Raw genomic sequence first — 15,631 nt, 5'->3', positions numbered from 1 at the left:
GTGACGGCCTTATTGCTTCGGCGCAACCGAATGCGTATGGACGACGTCGAGCGGGAAACGCCGGCCGGCCAGGTAATCGTCGATGCACTGCATCACGAGCGGCGTGCGATGCCGCTCGGGGCAGGCGCGCAATTCATCGGCGCTCATCCACAGCGTGCGGACGATGTCGGGATCGAGCGAACTCGCCGGGTCCGGTTCGCCGCCCGCGCCGCAATAGGTGAAGCGCAGGTACGTGGTGCCCGCGCGGTCCGGCCGCTCGAAGTGGGTCATGTACATGCCGACGAGCGCCTCGGGCGCGAACGGATGCGCGGTTTCCTCGAACGTTTCGCGGACCACCGCTTCCAGCAGCGTTTCGCCCGCCTCGAGGTGGCCGGCGGGCTGGTTCAGGCGCAGGCCGGCGGCAGTGTGTTCCTCGACAAGCAGGAAGCGCCCGTCACGCTCGACGATCGCCGCGACGGTCACGTGCGGCCGCCAGGTTTCCGGTTTCATGGGTGCGCATTTTACCGGTTATGCGCGCCGGCTGCCTGGTGACCGCTGGCAGCCGGTTCGCAGCGTGTTCGAGGTGGCATCGCGACCGATCCGTAACAGTTTGGCGGTCTGCCGCGCATTCGCATCGACCCCGATATTTGTGATGTGGCGGTTTCCGGTTAAAGTGGGGCCTGCGTTAGCCGTTGCATGTGCAAGCCGGCGAGCCTCGTCGGCAGATCTGTCGTCAAACAGGAAGTCGAGGAGGAACAACGATGCACATCGGAGTGCCAGCCGAGACGCGCGCGCATGAAACCCGCGTTGCCGCGACGCCCGAGACGGTCAAGAAGTACGTGGCGCAAGGCCACCGGGTCACGCTCCAGAGCGGCGCCGGCGCCGGCGCGAGCTTTCCCGATGACGCCTATACGGCCGTGGGCGCGGAAATCGTCGATGCCGCCACTGCATTCGGCGCAGATCTCGTCCTCAAAGTCCAATCCCCCACCGATTCCGAACTGCCGCTGCTCAAGCGCGGCGCGACGCTGGTCGGCATGCTCGATCCGTTCAACGCCGACAACGCGGGCAAGCTCGCCGCGGCCGGCGTCACCGCGTTCGCGCTCGAAGCCGCGCCTCGCACCACGCGCGCGCAAAGCCTCGACGTGCTGTCGTCGCAGGCGAACATCGCCGGCTACAAGGCGGTGCTGCTCGCGGCGACGCTCTATCCGCGCTTCATGCCGATGCTGATGACCGCGGCCGGCACCGTGAAGGCCGCGCGCGTGCTGATTCTCGGCGCGGGCGTGGCCGGCCTGCAGGCGATCGCCACCGCGAAGCGCCTCGGCGCCGTGCTGGAGGCGTCCGACGTGCGCCCGGCCGTCAAGGAGCAGATCGAATCGCTCGGCGCGAAGTTCCTCGACGTGCCCTACGAGACCGACGAGGAGCGCGAGGCCGCGCAAGGCGTGGGCGGCTATGCACGGCCGATGCCGCCGTCGTGGCTCGCGCGCCAGTCGGCGCTCGTGCACGAGCGCGCGAGGCAGGCCGACGTGGTGATCTCGACCGCATTGATTCCAGGCCGCCCCGCGCCGACGCTGCTGTCGGTCGAAACCGTGCAGGCGATGAAACCGGGCTCGGTGCTCGTCGACCTCGCGGCCGGCCGCGGCCCCGAAGTCGACGGCCGGCGCGGCGGCAATTGTCCGCTGACCGAGGCGGACCAGGTGGTGGTGCGCTATGGCGTGCAGATCGTCGGCTACACGAATCTCGCCGCGATGGTGCCCGCCGACGCGTCGTCGCTGTACGCGCGCAACGTGCTCGACTTCCTGAAGCTGATTATCGCCAAGGAAGGCACGCTGAACATCGATCTCGCGGACGACATCGTCGCGGCCACGCTGCTGGCTCGCGACGGCCAGGTCACGCGCAACGCATAGGAGGCCGAAGATGGAAGTCATCAATCACACGGTGATCAACCTGATCATCTTCGTGCTGGCGATCTACGTCGGCTATCACGTGGTCTGGAACGTCACGCCCGCGCTGCATACGCCGCTGATGGCGGTGACCAATGCGATCTCGGCGATCGTGATCGTCGGCGCGATGCTCGCGGCGGGTCTCACCGTCGGCAGCGCCGGGAAGTTCTTCGGCACGATCGCGGTGGCGCTCGCGGCCGTCAACGTGTTCGGCGGATTCCTCGTCACGCGGCGAATGCTCGAGATGTTCAAGAAGAAGGAACCCAGGAAACTACCGGCTGGCGGCAAGGAGGGTACGTAAATGAGCCTGAACGTCGTCACGCTGCTGTATCTGGTCGCGTCGGTCTGCTTCATCCAGGCGCTCAAGGGGCTGTCGAATCCGAAGACCGCGCGCGTCGGCAATACCTTCGGCATGGTCGGCATGGCGATCGCGATTCTGACGACCATCGCGCTGATCTCGCGGCAGGCCGAAGTACTTGGCTCCAATCTCGGTCTCGGGCTCGGCCTGCTGCTGTTCGGGCTCGTGATCGGCGGCGCGATCGGCGCGTTCGTCGCCGCGCGCGTCGAGATGACCAAGATGCCTGAACTGGTCGCGGCGATGCACTCGCTGATCGGTCTCGCGGCAGTGTGCATCGCGTATGGGGTGGTGTCGGAGCCGGCCGCGTTCGGCCTCGTCGATCCCGACGTGCCGATCGAGGGCTTCCTGCCGTACGGCAACCGCATCGAACTGTTCATCGGCACGTTCGTCGGCGCGATTACTTTTAGCGGCTCGGTGATCGCGTTCGGCAAGCTGTCGGGCAAGTACAAGTTCCGGTTGTTTCAGGGTGCGCCGGTCGTCTACGGCGGCCAGCATCTGATCAACCTGATGCTCGCGCTCGCGATGCTCGGCTTCGGCGTCCTCTTCTTCCTCACGCAGTCGTGGCTGCCGTTCATCATCATGACGATCATCGCGTTCGTGCTCGGCGTGCTGATCATCATTCCGATCGGCGGAGCGGACATGCCGGTGGTCGTGTCGATGCTGAACTCGTACTCGGGCTGGGCGGCGGCGGGCATCGGCTTTTCGCTGAACAATCCGATGCTGATCATCGCCGGCTCGCTGGTGGGGTCGTCGGGTGCGATCCTGTCGTACATCATGTGCCGCGCGATGAACCGCTCGTTCTTCAACGTGATCCTCGGTGGCTTCGGCAACGAGCCGGGCGCGGCCGCGGGCGGCGCGGCGGAGCAGCGTCCGGTGAAATCGGGTTCGGCCGATGACGCGTCGTTCATGATGGGCAACGCGGAAACGGTCGTGATCGTGCCGGGCTACGGGCTGGCCGTCGCGCGCGCGCAGCATGCGCTGAAGGAGCTGACCGACAAGCTGGTCGAGAAGGGCATCGAGGTGAAGTACGCCATTCACCCGGTGGCCGGCCGCATGCCGGGTCACATGAACGTGCTGCTCGCCGAAGCCGAAGTGCCGTACGACATGGTGTACGAGATGGAGGACATCAACGGCGAGTTCGGCCAGGTCGACGTGGTGCTCGTGCTCGGCGCGAACGACGTGGTGAATCCGGCCGCGAAGAACGATCCGAAGTCGCCGATCGCGGGCATGCCGATCATCGAGGCGTACAAGGCGCGCACCGTGATCGTCAACAAGCGCTCGATGGCCGCGGGCTACGCCGGGCTCGACAACGACCTGTTCTACATGGACAAGACGATGATGGTGTTCGGCGACGCGAAGAAGGTGATCGAGGACATGGTGAAGGCGGTCGACTAGCTCGCTAGCGGTGAATAGGCGTCAGGATCGCGGTGGGTCACCGCGATCCTTCTCATCTGTTCGGCTTCGCGTTCAGATGCCGCAGCAGATCCGCGAGCCGCCTGCCTTCCTGATCCGGATACGTCTCGAGCACTTCGAGATCGCTGGAGGACCACCTTGCGTTGCTCGCTCTCGATAAGGAGAGCGAGCATAAGTGAGCCGCCGTCGGCGGATTTTTCGCGGACGCGAAAATTTCTCTTTCGGAACTCACAACGTAGTGACTTGTCTACATTCCTGACATGTAGTAACGTTACTACGTTCGGTAGCGGGAGGGAATATGACGATTACGACCTTATCCAGCAGGGAACTCAATCAGGACGTGACCCGGGCGAAAAAGGCGACCAAGGACGGCCCTGTATTCATCACCGATCGCGGCAGGCCCGCCCATGTTTTGCTGAGCATCGAGGAATACTGGCTTCTCGCCAGACAGCGTCGCAACATCGTGGACGCCCTGGCCATGCCCGAGGTTGCTGACATTGAATTCGATCCGCCGCGCGTGGATATATCTATCCGGCCGGCTGAACTCTGATGTTTGTTATCGATACGAATGTCGTTTCCGAACTCCGTAAGGGGCGCAGGGCGGATGCCAACCTCGTCGCCTGGGCAAAGAGCGTCGATGCTTCGGCGCTCTTTGTTTCTGCAATCACGATCATGGAGCTGGCAACGGGCGTTTTGCTGAAGGAGCGCAGCGACCCGAGCCAAGGCGCGTTGCTGCGCGCATGGCTCGATGAGCACGTCTTAACTGAATTTGCGGATCGCGTGCTGCCTGTCGATACGGGCGTTGCCTTACGCTGCGCGCGCTTGCATGTACCGGATCGGCGCTCGGAGCGTGATGCGCTTATCGCCGCTACGGCGATCGTTCATGGTATGACCGTGGTGACGCGAAATGTCGCTGATTTCGTAGCAACGGGCGTCTGCCTTGTGAACCCTTGGCAGGCCGCGTGATTTTTCGCGGACGCGAAAAATTTCGCGTCGGGTCAATGCCGGTAACTGGACTTACCGGAATGTGTTTTACCTGCGATAACTGCCTGGATCGCCAGGCACCGCGGCCGTAAGCCTGATGCGGCGGGCTTTCATAGGGAGCTTGACCCAATGACCATCAACGCATCTACATGGACAAGACGATGATGGTGTTCGGCGACGCGAAGAAGGTGATCGAGGATATGGTGAAGGCGGTCGAGTAGCTCGTTAGCGGTAAACAGACCCTGAGATCGCGGTGCGTCGCGCCGCGATCCTTTTCATCTTTTCGGCCTCGCGTTTACGTGCCGCAGCAGATCCGCGAGCCGCCTGCCTTCCTGATCCGGATACGTCTCGAGCACTTCGAGATCGCGCATCTTCTCCAGTCCGAAGTTGCGGAAATCAGCACGCAGCTCGCACCATGCGCCGAGCGTCCAGCGCGCCCCCCAGTACGCGAGCGCGAGCGGCCAGACGCGCCGCTCGGTGTCGGCGCCGTTGGCGTCGGTGTACGCGAAGCGCACCACCTGGCGCGCATCGATCGCGCGATGCAGCGAGTCGAGCTGCGTCGAAAAATCCCCCTTGATGTGAAACGACGGGGCGAAGATCGCGAGCCGTTCGAGCGCCGCGCGCTTGTCGGCGGGCATCGCCGATGCGATTTTGGCCAGCGCGCCCCGCGCGCCGCTCGCGAAGCCCGCGCCGCCCCATGATTCCAGCATGCGCGCGCCGGCGGCGAGCGCGGCGAGTTCGTCGGCGGTGAAGGTCAGCGGCGGCAGACTTGCCGAGCGCGACAGCCGATAACCGATGCCCGCTTCGCCTTCGATCGGCACCCCCGACAATTGCAGATCGCGCACGTCGCGATAGACCGTGCGCGGCGAGATGTTCAGCCAGTCGGCTAGTTGCTGCGCGGTGGTCAGGCGCCGGCCGCGCAGCAGCTCGGCGATCTGGAACAGGCGGTCGGCACGGCGCGTCATCGTGGGCGTCGGGTAGAGGAGGAAGGGGACGGTCCCGCGATGATAGCGCCGCATGGCGGCCTTCGGTCCGGGCGCAGCGGCTTCAGGTGCGCGCTTAGCCGTTGGTGCGCGAATGCAGGCCGAGGCGGTTGCCTTCGGTATCGGTGAAGAACGCGATATAGCCGATGTCCTGCGGCAGCTTGATCACGGGGCCGTCGGTCTTGCCGCCCGCCCGTTCGATGCGCGCAAGCGCCGCGTCGACGGTGGGCAGCGCGTTCAGGTAGACGGTGACGCCGTCGACGCCGGGCGTCATCGACGGATTGTGGACGATCGCGCCGCCGGTCGCGGGCTCCTCGTAGCTGAACACGGCGATCGGCTGGCCGCCGATCTCCTGTCGATTCAGCGGGGCGTCGAGCGCGGCTTCGTAAAAGCGCACCGCGCGATCGAAATCGACGGACGGGATTTCGAACCAGGCAACGAGTTTGGGCAATGCGGACATGACACTCTCCTTCGGTTGGCAGTAGGCCGTTCAAGCGCCGGATGGCGTGAGAAGGAGTGTGCGGGGGTGCTGCTGACAGCGTGGTGGCAGTAGGGTGCGAAGACGCGACCGCTTCACCCCACCAGCAACTGAAACACGCCGACCACATCGCTCATGCGCGTGGCCTGCTTTTCGAGCGACGCGATGACGACAGGGCGACGACAGCGCGCCGCCCCGCTAGAAACAGCCTCAGCCCGCCGGCGTATCGCCCTGCGGACGCTGCCGCACGCTGCCCGCGATCAGATCGAAGCGGAACAGCCGGCATTCGAGCGCACCGTTGAACAGCGGCGTCTTCGTCGATTCGCGCAGCCGCAGTTGCCCCGGAAGCTTGCGATCCGACGTCAGGATGAACGCATGCCATCCGGCAAAGCGCTGCTTCAACGCATTGCCGAGCAACTGGAAAAACTCGCTGTCCGGCGCTTCTTCCTGAATGCGGCGGAAGCCGTCGTCGTCGCGATTGCCGCGGCCTTCGCGAAGCTCGCCGCGCGCATTGCGGCCGCGCACTTCGATCCGCTCGCCATACGGCGGATTCGCGACGAGGATGCCCGGCGCCGAGCCAGGCGGCGTCATGTCGCGCGCATCGAGCTGCTTGAGCGAAATGGGCGGCAAGCCGGCACGCTCGAAGTTCGCGCGCGCTTTTTCGAGCATGTCGCCGGAGATGTCGCTGCCGAAAATCTCCAGATCCGCGCCGCGCGCGCCGCGCGCCGCATTTTTCGCTTCGAGCGCGGCGCCCTTCAGCGCTTGCCAGCTCCGCGCGTCGAACTGTTTGAGCTTCTCGAAGCCGAAGCGCCGCTCGACGCCCGGCGCGATGTTCAACGCGACCTGCGCCGCTTCCGCGAGGAACGTACCGCTGCCGCACATCGGATCGTAGAGCGGCGTGCCGGCCTGCCAGCCAGTCAGACGCAAAATGCCAGCCGCGAGGTTTTCGCGCAGCGGCGCCGCGCCCTTGTCGAGACGCCAGCCGCGCTTGAACAGCGGATCGCCGGAAGTGTCGAGGTACAGCGTGCAGTCGGTCGCGCTCAGGAACGCGAACACGCGCACGTCGGGCATCGCGGTGTCGACGCTCGGCCGCGCGCCGCTCTTTTCGCGCAGACGATCGCAGATCGCGTCCTTCACGCGCAGCGTCGTGAACTCGAGACTGCGCAGCGGCGACTTGATCGCCGTGACGTCGACGCGCAGCGTCTCGTGCGCGGAGAACCACTGCTCCCAGCGCTGCTCGAGCGCGAGCGCGTAAATGTCCTGCTCGCTGCGGTAGGGCCGCTCCGCGATTTTCAGCAGCACGCGGCTCGCGAGACGCGAGTGCAGATTGGCGGCCATACCGGCGGCCCAGCCGCCGCGAAAATGCACGCCGCCCGGTACCTGGGCGCCGGCCGTGAAGGCGGCGCCGTTCAGATGTTTGGCGGCAATTTCGGCGAGTTCGGCCGCGAGCGGAGCTTCGAGCCCGCGCGGGCAAGGAAGGAAGAAATCGAAGGACATTGAGGTTGCCGCAAGGCGTTGGATAAGGCGCTATTGTACGCGGTCGGGGTCGGCGGGCCGGCACGATTGGCGCGCCGGGCCGTCGTCTGTCGTTGCGTCATCTCGCCTCGCGTCCCGCTTTGGCCGGCGACGCCCGCCGGCATGCGGACACCGTTGAGCTCGCCGCGCCAGCCGGGCCTGTCAGGCGCCGGCTCCCGCGGCCGTTCCCGCCGAAGGACAGGGCGGCACGGCCGGCGCCGCGGCCGGTCTGGCCGAAGACGAAGGCCGGCCCGTCGTGTTCGTGGAAGCGACGGCCGTTGCCGCCATCGCGCGCACGCCCATCGCGATCTGTGTCGACACTTCCGCGAGCGCGCGCCGATGTCCATCGACGAGCGCGTCGTACCCGCCGCCAACCGTCTCGCTGACCACGCTGCGACAGGTCATCACCGCATTGCTGCGCACGGCCCGCACGCTCCACACCGCATCGATCAACGCATGCGAGCCGGGCCACGACTCGAAGCGCTGCACGTTCATGGCGATCCGGTAGACGGCCGCGTCGTCGGGGTGCGCGGTGCCGAACGTATCGATGGTGCCGAGCTGCTGCGTCAGATTCGTCGACAGCGCGCGGCGGATTTCATCGCCGGGCAGCGACGCCCAACGCTCCTGTTCGAGCAACTGCACCTGAGTCGGCCCGGTCTGCACGACCAGCTGATTTCTCGCCACCTGCGGCGGCACGTTGACCGGCGCGACTTCGATCAGCCAGGCAGGCGCGGCGCTCGTGCGCGCGACGGCCGGCGCGGCGCCATTCGCGGCGGTGCTTGCGCTATCCGCGCCACCCAGCGTATAGAAACGGCTCGACGGCGACGAGCACGCCGCGATGGCGAGAGCCGCAGCCAGTGCGGTGCCGTACGCGACGCCGCGTACGGCACCGCGCACGAGCGCGCGCGGCGGACGGGGGAGCCGGGCAAACATCATGGTTTATCTCCTGATTTACCGCGCAACAGCGATTCGGGATGACGCTCGAGGTAGTCCGACAGCGCGTTCAGCGACTGCAACGTGCGCGTCAGTTCCTGCAACGCCTGATGAACGTCGGACTGCATCGGCGAATCCTGCTGCAAGGTTGCCTGGGCGGAACTGAAGGTCTGCTTCGCGGCCGTCAGCGTGTCGCGCGCCTGCGGCACGACTTCCTTGTCGAGACGCGAGAACAGCTGGTCGGCGTTCTTCAGCGCGGTGTTCAGATTCGCGCCGATCTGGTCGAACGGCACCTTGTCGAGCTTCTTCGCGATGTCGGCGACCTGCAGCTGCAATTCGTCGAGCGTGTTCGGAATGGTCGGCAGCTCGAGCGGATCGGTCGTCACGTCGACCTTGGCCGGCGGCGCTTTCGGGAAGATATCGAGCGCCACGTACAGCTGGCTCGTGATCAGGTTGCCGGTGCGCAACTGGCCGCGCAGGCCGTGCCTGACGAGTTCCTGCATCAGGTTCTCGCCGGCGAGCGTGCCCGGCTGCGGCGAGCTCTCGCGGAAGCGCTTGCCGAGGCGGTCCGGGTACACGTTCATCGTGACCGGCATCGTGAAGCTCTGCGTCTTCGGATCGTAGTCGATGCCGATATTGGTCACCTGGCCGAGCACGATGCCGCGGAAATCGACCGGTGCGCCGATCGACAGCCCGCGCAGCGACTGGTTGAAGTTCATCACGACGCGCAAGGGCACGCCGTCTGGTTCGCGCATCGCGTCCGCTTCGTCCGAGCCGAGGCGGAAGGTCTGGTTGTTCGGCGCCTGCGGGCCCATGTTCTGACCGGGCGGCGACTGGAACGACAGACCGCCGACGATCACCGTCGCGAGCGACTGCGTGTTCAGCTTGAAGCCGCTCGAATCGAGCCGCAGATCGACGCCGCTCGCATGCCACCAGCGCGTGTTGGTGCCGACGTACTGGTCGAACGGCGCCGACACGAACACCCGCATCGTCACGCCGGTGCCGTCCCTGTCGAGCGAGAAGCCGACCACCTGACCGACCTGCACGCGCCGGTAGAAGATCGGCGAGCCGATGTCGATCGAGCCGAGCGAATCGCCGTGCAGCGTGTACTGGTGGCCTTTCTGGTCGCCGGTGATAGGCGGCGGCGTTTCGAGGCCGACGAAGTTGCTCTCGCTTTCGGTCGAGCGGCCCGCGTCGGCGCCGATGTACGAGCCCGACAGCAGCGTGGTCAGACCCGACACGCCGCTCGCGCCGACGCGCGGACGCACCACCCAGAAGCGCGAGTCCTTGACCGCGAACTTTCCGCCTTCCTTGGTCAACTGCACCTGCACGAGCACGTGCGACAGATCCTGCGACAGCGTGATCGTCTTCACCGCGCCCACGTCGACGTCCTTGTACTTGACCTTGGTCTTGCCCGGCTCGAGCCCTTCCGCGCTGACGAAGCTGATCGTGATCACGGGCCCGCGCTCGTTCACCGACCTGATCACGAGCGCGATGCCGATCAGCGCGGCGATCAGCGGAATCACCCAGACGAGCGACGGCAGCCAGCGGCTGCGTGGCTCGATCTCGGGGTCGGGCAGTTGGGGCGGCAGTCTGGGTCCGTTCGAATCGTTGCGCGGCGCGTCATCGGAAGCGGGCGTCGGTCCTTGCGGGCTAGTCATGGTCGAGATCCTGAGGTGTTGGGGTACGGCTTTCCACGGGGTCCCAGATGAGTCGTGGATCGAATTGCATGGAGGCCAGCATCGTCAGGATCACGACCGAGCCGAAGGCGATCGCGCCCGGCCCGGCCGTGATCACGGCCAACGATTTGAAACGCACGAGCGCCACGGTGAGCGTGACGACGAACACGTCGAGCATCGACCAGCGGCCGATCCGCTCGACCATCCGGTACAGCGTCGTGCGCTGTTGCGGACGCCAGCGCGAGCGGCGCTGCGCGGTGACGGTGAGCAGCACGAGCACCGAGAGCTTCAGCATCGGCACCAGGATGCTGGCGATGAACACGATCATCGCGAGCGGCCAGTCGCCGGAAGTCCAGAAATAGACGACGCCGCTCATGATGGTGTCGTCCTCGGAGCCGAGCAGCGACGACGTGTGCATCACCGGCAGCAGGTTCGCCGGGATATACAGCAGCGCCGCGGCGATCAGCAGTGCCCATGTGCGCATCAGGCTGTCGGGGTTGCGCGAGTGCAGATGCGCGCCGCAGCGGCCGCAGTGCTGCGGCGTGACCGAGCGGATGCGCGGTTCGACGCGCCCGCACGAATGGCAGGACAGCAGGCCCGCGCGTTTCGCGGTGACGTATTTCATCGCGGGCTCATCCTTCGCGCGGCGTGGGCGGCAAGCCGGGCGGGGTGCCGTCCGCCGTGCTGTTGGTTGTGCCACCAGCGCTGCCGCTGGTCGAGCCCGCGACGCGCGCGGACGGCGCCGGCGGACCGGCGAGCGAGCCGACCGCGACCGCCGCGCTGTCGGCCGACGTGCGCGGCAACGGCCGATCGCCGCTCGCGTCGATCTCGTCGGCGACATCCCACAGCACGCGCGGATCGAATGTGACGACGACCGCGAACATCAGCGTCAGCGCGCCGAACGCGAACAGCGCCGCCTCGGGAATCACGCGCGCGAGGCTCACCATCTTCACGATCGTGATCAGCACGCCGAGCATGAACACTTCGATCATGCCCCACGGCCGCACGAACTGGATCGCGCGCAGCACGCGATTGAAGTGCGCGGGCACGTAGCCGGCGCGTAGCGGCACCAGCACGTACAGCAGCGCGACGAGTTCGGTGAACGGAAAGAGGATCGTCGAGCAGAACACCATCACGGCGACGATCTCCATGTCCTCGCCCCACAGAGCGACGAGCGCGCCGAACAGCGTAGTCTGTGACGTGATGCCGTTGGTTTCGAGTTCGACGATCGGAAAGCCCTGCGCGATCACGAACGTGATCAGCGCGGCGAGCGTCAGTGCGCAGATCGCGTCGAGCTTGCGCGAGACGCCGCGATAGAGCGTCGCGCCGCAGCGCGGACAACGCGCGGCGACGCGCCCGACAAGCCGTGGCTTGCGGAACAGCGTATCGCATTCATGGCACGCGATCAGGTTGTCATGTTCCATGCGGCAGATGGGCTAACGACGTAGTGGCGGCGTGCAAGGCCTGCTCGTTACGAGGGGTCGGACGGCGGTGAGCAGCAATAGTACCAAACGCGGCCTCGCGACCGACGCGAGCCGCGCGCGGCGCGGGGCGTGGCGCCGTCCCCCGCGCGCGCTGGTCCGGGCCTGAGATGGCGTCGCTTCGGGGCTTTCGGTCCCCGAATCGTTCAACGCAAGGGCGGTGACGCGGCGCCCTGGGGCCATTTCAGCGCAAAATTCGGGCCGGTTCCGCCGACGCGCTCCAGCCAGCTTTTCGCGCTTGGGGTAGCATGGCGCCCGTGGCATGCCCGGCGGCCTTTTGTGGCGATGATGTTCGCCGCATCGGCCGCGCGTGCCGCGCCGATGCGCGGCGGTGATCGCGGAATAGCTGGCCGCGGCGCGCCGTTAACTTCTAACTGCCTGCGTTGATCTGTCATGACACTCAATCCATCGTTCGGTACCCGGGAGTCGTACACGCGGACCGCCATCGCGTTTCACTGGCTGATCGCACTGCTGATCGTCTGCGGCTTTGCGCTCGGCTGGGTGATGACCGACATCCCGGGCTTCACGCCCACCAAGCTGCGCTATTTCTCGTGGCACAAATGGATCGGCGTGACCGTGTTCGCGCTCGCGATCGTGCGCATCCTGTGGCGCGCGACCCACGGCTCGCCGCCGATGCCGCGCCGCATGCCCACCTGGCAGCGTGGCGCCGCGCATGTCACACATCTGTTGCTGTACGTGCTGATGATCGTGATTCCCGTGTCCGGCTATCTGTATAGCTCGGCGGCGAACGTGCCGGTCGTCTACCTCGGGCTGATTCCACTGCCGCGGATCATCGCGCCCGATCCGCACCTGAAGGAAGTGCTGAAGAACCTGCACATCGCGTTGAATTACACGTTGCTCGTGCTGGTCGCGCTACACACCGCGGCGGCGCTCAAGCATCAATGGCTCGATCGCGACGGCCTGCTGTCGCGCATGATCCCCTTCCTCAAATAAGGACAACCATGAAGGGTTCGTTTTATCGCTACATGCTGGCCGCGTTCGCAGCGGCGTCGCTGAGCGCCGCAGGCGCGGCGCTCGCGCAGGTCGACGTCGCGAAGAGTTCGGTGACGGCTACCTCGAAGCAGATGAACGTGCCGGTCGAAGGCAAGTTCAACAAGTTCACGGCGCAGGTCAGCTTCGATCCGGCCAAACCGACGGCCGGCAGCGCGCAGCTCAACATCGACGTCGCCAGCTACGATCTCGGCGACGAGAGCTACAACGAGCAGGTGCGCGGCAAGGAATGGTTCGACGCGAAGACCTTTCCGAGCGCGACGTTCGTGTCGAGCGCGATCGCGCCGGCCGGCGGCAGCCAGTTCAAGGTGACCGGTAAGCTGACCATCAAGGGCAAGTCGGAGACGGTCGTGGTGCCGGTCACGGTCGGCCAGCAGGGCGCGATGCAGACTTTCGACGGCGCGCTGCCGATCAAGCGCTCGCAATTCGACATCGGCACCGGCGAATGGAAGGACACATCGGTCGTCGCCGACGAGGTCGTGATCAAGTTTCATATCGTCGCCGCGCGCAAGTAACGCGCACGGCGCTCGCGAGGTCCGCCGCGCCACGTGGGGCGCGGCCGCTTTCCCACCGCAGGTTGCACCGCGATTTTCAACGCAAAACAGGAGCACGAATTGAAAACGTCCATGTTGATCGCTGTTGGCGCGCTGGCTTCGTCGCTGTCGCTCGGCGCCTTCGCCGCCGATACCTATCTGCTTGATCCGATGCATACGTTTCCGAGCTTCGAGGCCGACCACTTTGGCGGTCTGTCGATCTGGCGTGGCAAATTCACGAAGACCACGGGAACGGTGACGCTCGATCGCGCGGCCAAAACCGGCACCGTCGACGTCACCGTCGATCCCGCTTCGGTGCAGACCGGCAACCCGAAGCTCGACGATCACCTGAGGGCCGCCGAGTTCTTCGACGTCGAGAAGTATCCGACCGTCACCTACAAGGGCACCGAGATCAAGTTCGACGGCGACAAGCCCGTCGAGGTGATCGGCACGCTGACGATTCGCGGCATCACGAAGCCGGTGAATCTGAAGATCGATTCGTTCAAGTGCATGCAGCACCCGGTCCTCAAGCGCGAAGTCTGCGGCGTCGAGGCGAGCACCGAATTCAATCGCGCCGATTACGGCATGGAGTTCGGCGCGAAGTACGGCTTCAGCATGCAGACGCGCCTGCATATCCAGTCGGAAGGTATCAAGCAGCAGTAGGCGCGCCGGCAGCTTCGCGGCCGGCGCCGCGCGCGGGCCGCAGTTGCGATTCAATCCGCGCTGCGCCGCAATACGAAAACCGCTTCGGTCGTTCACCGACGAAGCGGTTTTTTGTCGCCCGTTGCGAACGCCTCGGCCATTTGTCGCTCGCATCGCTTTTATTTTTTCAGTTAAATAGAGCGCAAGCAGTCATGCCGGTGCTGCGCGTTGCCGGGATGGCCTGGGCGGACGTTATGCGTTCGTGTCGATAAATATTTCGCGCAGCACAGGAGATCTGGATGAATGCAACGACAGCAGCAAGCGTCGCGGGAAGCCGGCAGAATTCGTGGCGCGCGGTGGTGGCCGCCTCGATCGGCAACGCGCTCGAATGGTTCGACCTCGTGGTGTACGGCTTTTTCGCCGTGACCATCTCCAAGCTGTTTTTTCCGGCCGGCAACGAGACCGTATCGCTGCTGCTCACGCTCGGCACGTTCGGCGTGTCGTTCTTCATGCGGCCGCTCGGCGCGATCGTGATCGGCGCGTACTCGGACCGCGCCGGGCGCAAGGGGGCGCTCACGCTTTCCATCCTGCTGATGATGAGCGGCACGCTGATCATCGCGATTTTGCCGACCTACCAGAGCATCGGTCTCGCCGCGCCGCTGATCCTCGTGCTCGCGCGGCTGATGCAAGGCTTCTCGGCCGGCGGCGAATTCGGCAGCGCGACTGCGTTTCTCGCCGAGCACGTGCCGGGCCGGCGCGGCTTCTACGCGAGCTGGCAGATGGCGAGCCAGGGTCTGACGACGCTGCTCGCGGCCGGTTTCGGCGCGTTGCTGACCGGCCAGCTGTCGCCGGAACAGATGGCATCGTGGGGCTGGCGCGTGCCGTTCTTCTTCGGTCTGCTGATCGGGCCCGTTGCGTTCTACATCCGCACCAGGCTCGACGAGACGCCCGAATTCCTCGCCGCCGAAACGACGCAGACGCCGCTGCGCGATACGTTCGCGACGCAGAAGCTGCGGCTCGTGATCGCGATGGGCGTGGTGATCCTCGGGACCGTGTCCGCGTATCTGATGCTGTTCATGCCGACCTATGGCGTGCGGCAACTGGGGCTCGCGCCGTCGGTCGCGTTCTCGGCGATCGCGGTGACGGGTCTGATCCAGATGGTGTTCTCGCCGGTGGCCGGGCATTGGTCGGACCTGCATGGACGCACACGCATCATGCTGGGCGCGGCCGTGCTGCTGTTCGTGCTCGTCTATCCGGCGTTCGCGTTCCTGATCGCGCATCCGAGCTTCGGCACGCTGATCGTGTGGCAGATCGTGTTCGGTTTTCTCGTCAGCGGCTACTTCGGCGCGACGCCGGGACTGCTGTCGGAGATATTCCCGGTGCAGACGCGCACGACCGGCATGTCGCTCGCGTATAACATCGCGGTGACGATCTTCGGCGGCTTCGGGCCGTTCATCATCGCGTGGCTGATCAGCGCGACCGGTTCGAAGGCAGCGCCGAGCTACTACGTGATGTTTGCCGCGCTGCTGAGCATCGCGGCGCTGATCGGCGCACGGCGCAAGCTGGGGTTCCGCTAGGGCCTGTTCACGCTAATAACGGGCTTGCGAACGTGCCTTTGCGCGCGTAGTGCAAGGAGAGAGGAGCGCCGTTTGGCCGAGCCAAACAAGCGACGACCGACGCCGCAATACGCGCGCAAAGGCAC

Annotated in this window: 18 protein-coding genes and 1 pseudogene; 9 read left to right on the top strand and 10 right to left on the bottom strand. The window is 65.6% G+C overall.

Annotated features, from left to right (window positions below; genetic code table 11):
- Positions 1 to 9 precede the first annotated feature (9 nt).
- Positions 10 to 489 (bottom strand): NUDIX hydrolase, encoded by a 480-nt coding sequence (locus F6X39_RS27830; protein ID WP_184034572.1) that lies wholly within the window; start codon positions 487 to 489, stop codon positions 10 to 12.
- A gap of 251 nt (positions 490 to 740) precedes the next feature.
- On the opposite strand from F6X39_RS27830, the gene F6X39_RS27825 reads away from it, so the two are divergent.
- From F6X39_RS27825 to F6X39_RS27815, 3 genes are read left to right on the top strand one after another with little or no spacing between them, the layout of a single operon-like run.
- Positions 741 to 1,883 carry a Re/Si-specific NAD(P)(+) transhydrogenase subunit alpha gene (locus F6X39_RS27825; protein ID WP_187618942.1) on the top strand — a complete coding sequence of 381 codons (1,143 nt, stop codon included), beginning with the start codon at positions 741 to 743 and terminating at the stop codon, positions 1,881 to 1,883.
- Between the two features lie 10 nt (positions 1,884 to 1,893).
- A complete protein-coding gene (locus F6X39_RS27820; RefSeq protein ID WP_018419437.1) occupies positions 1,894 to 2,220 on the top strand; it encodes an NAD(P) transhydrogenase subunit alpha in 327 nt (108 codons plus the stop codon).
- Positions 2,221 to 3,672 (top strand): NAD(P)(+) transhydrogenase (Re/Si-specific) subunit beta, encoded by a 1,452-nt coding sequence (locus tag F6X39_RS27815; RefSeq protein WP_090803056.1) that lies wholly within the window; start codon positions 2,221 to 2,223, stop codon positions 3,670 to 3,672.
- Between the two features lie 52 nt (positions 3,673 to 3,724).
- On the opposite strand, the pseudogene F6X39_RS37060 reads toward F6X39_RS27815, so the two are convergent.
- A pseudogene (locus F6X39_RS37060) lies at positions 3,725 to 3,814 on the bottom strand (DNA-binding transcriptional regulator); the annotation flags it as partial.
- A 174-nt stretch (positions 3,815 to 3,988) separates the two neighbouring features.
- Here F6X39_RS37060 and F6X39_RS27810 point away from each other — a divergent pair.
- Together F6X39_RS27810 and F6X39_RS27805 are read left to right on the top strand one after the other, a co-directional pair.
- On the top strand, positions 3,989 to 4,240 hold the full coding sequence (locus tag F6X39_RS27810; protein ID WP_184002374.1) for a type II toxin-antitoxin system prevent-host-death family antitoxin: 252 nt from the start codon (positions 3,989 to 3,991) through the stop codon (positions 4,238 to 4,240).
- Positions 4,237 to 4,656, top strand: coding sequence for a type II toxin-antitoxin system VapC family toxin (locus tag F6X39_RS27805; RefSeq protein WP_187618975.1), 420 nt, complete (start codon positions 4,237 to 4,239; stop codon positions 4,654 to 4,656). The genes F6X39_RS27810 and F6X39_RS27805 overlap by 4 nt, the downstream gene beginning before the upstream one ends.
- Positions 4,657 to 4,949: 293 nt before the next feature.
- On the opposite strand, the gene F6X39_RS27800 is transcribed toward F6X39_RS27805, so the two are convergent.
- From F6X39_RS27800 to F6X39_RS27765, 8 genes are all read right to left on the bottom strand, one after another.
- Positions 4,950 to 5,693 carry a helix-turn-helix transcriptional regulator gene (locus F6X39_RS27800; RefSeq protein WP_187618941.1) on the bottom strand — a complete coding sequence of 248 codons (744 nt, stop codon included), beginning with the start codon at positions 5,691 to 5,693 and terminating at the stop codon, positions 4,950 to 4,952.
- Between the two features lie 40 nt (positions 5,694 to 5,733).
- The gene (locus F6X39_RS27795) at positions 5,734 to 6,117 is read right to left on the bottom strand and encodes a VOC family protein (RefSeq protein WP_184034560.1); all 384 of its coding nucleotides are present in this window, start codon (positions 6,115 to 6,117) and stop codon (positions 5,734 to 5,736) included.
- A gap of 228 nt (positions 6,118 to 6,345) precedes the next feature.
- Positions 6,346 to 7,632 carry a class I SAM-dependent RNA methyltransferase gene (locus F6X39_RS27790; protein ID WP_187618940.1) on the bottom strand — a complete coding sequence of 429 codons (1,287 nt, stop codon included), beginning with the start codon at positions 7,630 to 7,632 and terminating at the stop codon, positions 6,346 to 6,348.
- 180 nt (positions 7,633 to 7,812) lie between these two features.
- A complete protein-coding gene (locus F6X39_RS27785) occupies positions 7,813 to 8,586 on the bottom strand; it encodes a membrane integrity-associated transporter subunit PqiC (RefSeq protein ID WP_184034554.1) in 774 nt (257 codons plus the stop codon).
- The gene (locus F6X39_RS27780) at positions 8,583 to 10,244 is read right to left on the bottom strand and encodes an intermembrane transport protein PqiB (RefSeq protein ID WP_187618939.1); all 1,662 of its coding nucleotides are present in this window, start codon (positions 10,242 to 10,244) and stop codon (positions 8,583 to 8,585) included. Before F6X39_RS27780 ends, F6X39_RS27785 begins: the two co-directional genes overlap by 4 nt.
- Positions 10,237 to 10,887 (bottom strand): paraquat-inducible protein A, encoded by a 651-nt coding sequence (locus tag F6X39_RS27775; protein ID WP_184034548.1) that lies wholly within the window; start codon positions 10,885 to 10,887, stop codon positions 10,237 to 10,239. Before F6X39_RS27775 ends, F6X39_RS27780 begins: the two co-directional genes overlap by 8 nt.
- A 7-nt stretch (positions 10,888 to 10,894) precedes the next feature.
- Positions 10,895 to 11,686: a paraquat-inducible protein A gene (locus F6X39_RS27770; RefSeq protein ID WP_184034545.1), complete on the bottom strand. Its 792-nt coding sequence runs from the start codon at positions 11,684 to 11,686 to the stop codon at positions 10,895 to 10,897.
- A 203-nt stretch (positions 11,687 to 11,889) separates the two neighbouring features.
- On the bottom strand, positions 11,890 to 12,138 hold the full coding sequence (locus F6X39_RS27765; RefSeq protein WP_187618938.1) for a hypothetical protein: 249 nt from the start codon (positions 12,136 to 12,138) through the stop codon (positions 11,890 to 11,892).
- Here F6X39_RS27765 and F6X39_RS27760 point away from each other — a divergent pair.
- From F6X39_RS27760 to F6X39_RS27745, 4 genes are all read left to right on the top strand, one after another.
- Complete coding sequence (locus F6X39_RS27760) at positions 12,137 to 12,697, top strand: cytochrome b (RefSeq protein ID WP_187618937.1); 561 nt, start codon at positions 12,137 to 12,139, stop codon at positions 12,695 to 12,697. The genes F6X39_RS27765 and F6X39_RS27760 overlap by 2 nt on opposite strands.
- A gap of 8 nt (positions 12,698 to 12,705) precedes the next feature.
- On the top strand, positions 12,706 to 13,269 hold the full coding sequence (locus tag F6X39_RS27755; protein WP_187618936.1) for a YceI family protein: 564 nt from the start codon (positions 12,706 to 12,708) through the stop codon (positions 13,267 to 13,269).
- 111 nt (positions 13,270 to 13,380) lie between these two features.
- Positions 13,381 to 13,950: a YceI family protein gene (locus F6X39_RS27750; RefSeq protein WP_184034536.1), complete on the top strand. Its 570-nt coding sequence runs from the start codon at positions 13,381 to 13,383 to the stop codon at positions 13,948 to 13,950.
- 278 nt (positions 13,951 to 14,228) lie between these two features.
- A complete protein-coding gene (locus F6X39_RS27745; RefSeq protein ID WP_187618935.1) occupies positions 14,229 to 15,506 on the top strand; it encodes an MFS transporter in 1,278 nt (425 codons plus the stop codon).
- Positions 15,507 to 15,631 lie beyond the last annotated feature (125 nt).

Source organism: Paraburkholderia sp. UCT2 (assembly GCF_014397665.1).
Taxonomy (GTDB): domain Bacteria; phylum Pseudomonadota; class Gammaproteobacteria; order Burkholderiales; family Burkholderiaceae; genus Paraburkholderia; species Paraburkholderia tuberum.
The sequence above is the reverse complement of the archived record's forward strand: the minus strand, read 5'-3'. Positions and strand labels throughout refer to the sequence as shown.

Coding starts and splice junctions, on each gene's coding strand:
- F6X39_RS27790 (WP_187618940.1), bottom strand. CDS start 7,632: ATGTCCTTCGATTTCTTCCTTCCTTGCCCGCGCGGGCTCGAAGCTCCG.
- F6X39_RS27760 (WP_187618937.1), top strand. CDS start 12,137: ATGACACTCAATCCATCGTTCGGTACCCGGGAGTCGTACACGCGGACC.
- F6X39_RS27775 (WP_184034548.1), bottom strand. CDS start 10,887: ATGAAATACGTCACCGCGAAACGCGCGGGCCTGCTGTCCTGCCATTCG.
- F6X39_RS27825 (WP_187618942.1), top strand. CDS start 741: ATGCACATCGGAGTGCCAGCCGAGACGCGCGCGCATGAAACCCGCGTT.
- F6X39_RS27830 (WP_184034572.1), bottom strand. CDS start 489: ATGAAACCGGAAACCTGGCGGCCGCACGTGACCGTCGCGGCGATCGTC.
- F6X39_RS27800 (WP_187618941.1), bottom strand. CDS start 5,693: ATGCGGCGCTATCATCGCGGGACCGTCCCCTTCCTCCTCTACCCGACG.
- F6X39_RS27750 (WP_184034536.1), top strand. CDS start 13,381: ATGTTGATCGCTGTTGGCGCGCTGGCTTCGTCGCTGTCGCTCGGCGCC.
- F6X39_RS27785 (WP_184034554.1), bottom strand. CDS start 8,586: ATGATGTTTGCCCGGCTCCCCCGTCCGCCGCGCGCGCTCGTGCGCGGT.
- F6X39_RS27745 (WP_187618935.1), top strand. CDS start 14,229: ATGAATGCAACGACAGCAGCAAGCGTCGCGGGAAGCCGGCAGAATTCG.
- F6X39_RS27810 (WP_184002374.1), top strand. CDS start 3,989: ATGACGATTACGACCTTATCCAGCAGGGAACTCAATCAGGACGTGACC.
- F6X39_RS27815 (WP_090803056.1), top strand. CDS start 2,221: ATGAGCCTGAACGTCGTCACGCTGCTGTATCTGGTCGCGTCGGTCTGC.
- F6X39_RS27820 (WP_018419437.1), top strand. CDS start 1,894: ATGGAAGTCATCAATCACACGGTGATCAACCTGATCATCTTCGTGCTG.
- F6X39_RS27755 (WP_187618936.1), top strand. CDS start 12,706: ATGAAGGGTTCGTTTTATCGCTACATGCTGGCCGCGTTCGCAGCGGCG.
- F6X39_RS27780 (WP_187618939.1), bottom strand. CDS start 10,244: ATGACTAGCCCGCAAGGACCGACGCCCGCTTCCGATGACGCGCCGCGC.
- F6X39_RS27765 (WP_187618938.1), bottom strand. CDS start 12,138: ATGACAGATCAACGCAGGCAGTTAGAAGTTAACGGCGCGCCGCGGCCA.
- F6X39_RS27770 (WP_184034545.1), bottom strand. CDS start 11,686: ATGGAACATGACAACCTGATCGCGTGCCATGAATGCGATACGCTGTTC.
- F6X39_RS27795 (WP_184034560.1), bottom strand. CDS start 6,117: ATGTCCGCATTGCCCAAACTCGTTGCCTGGTTCGAAATCCCGTCCGTC.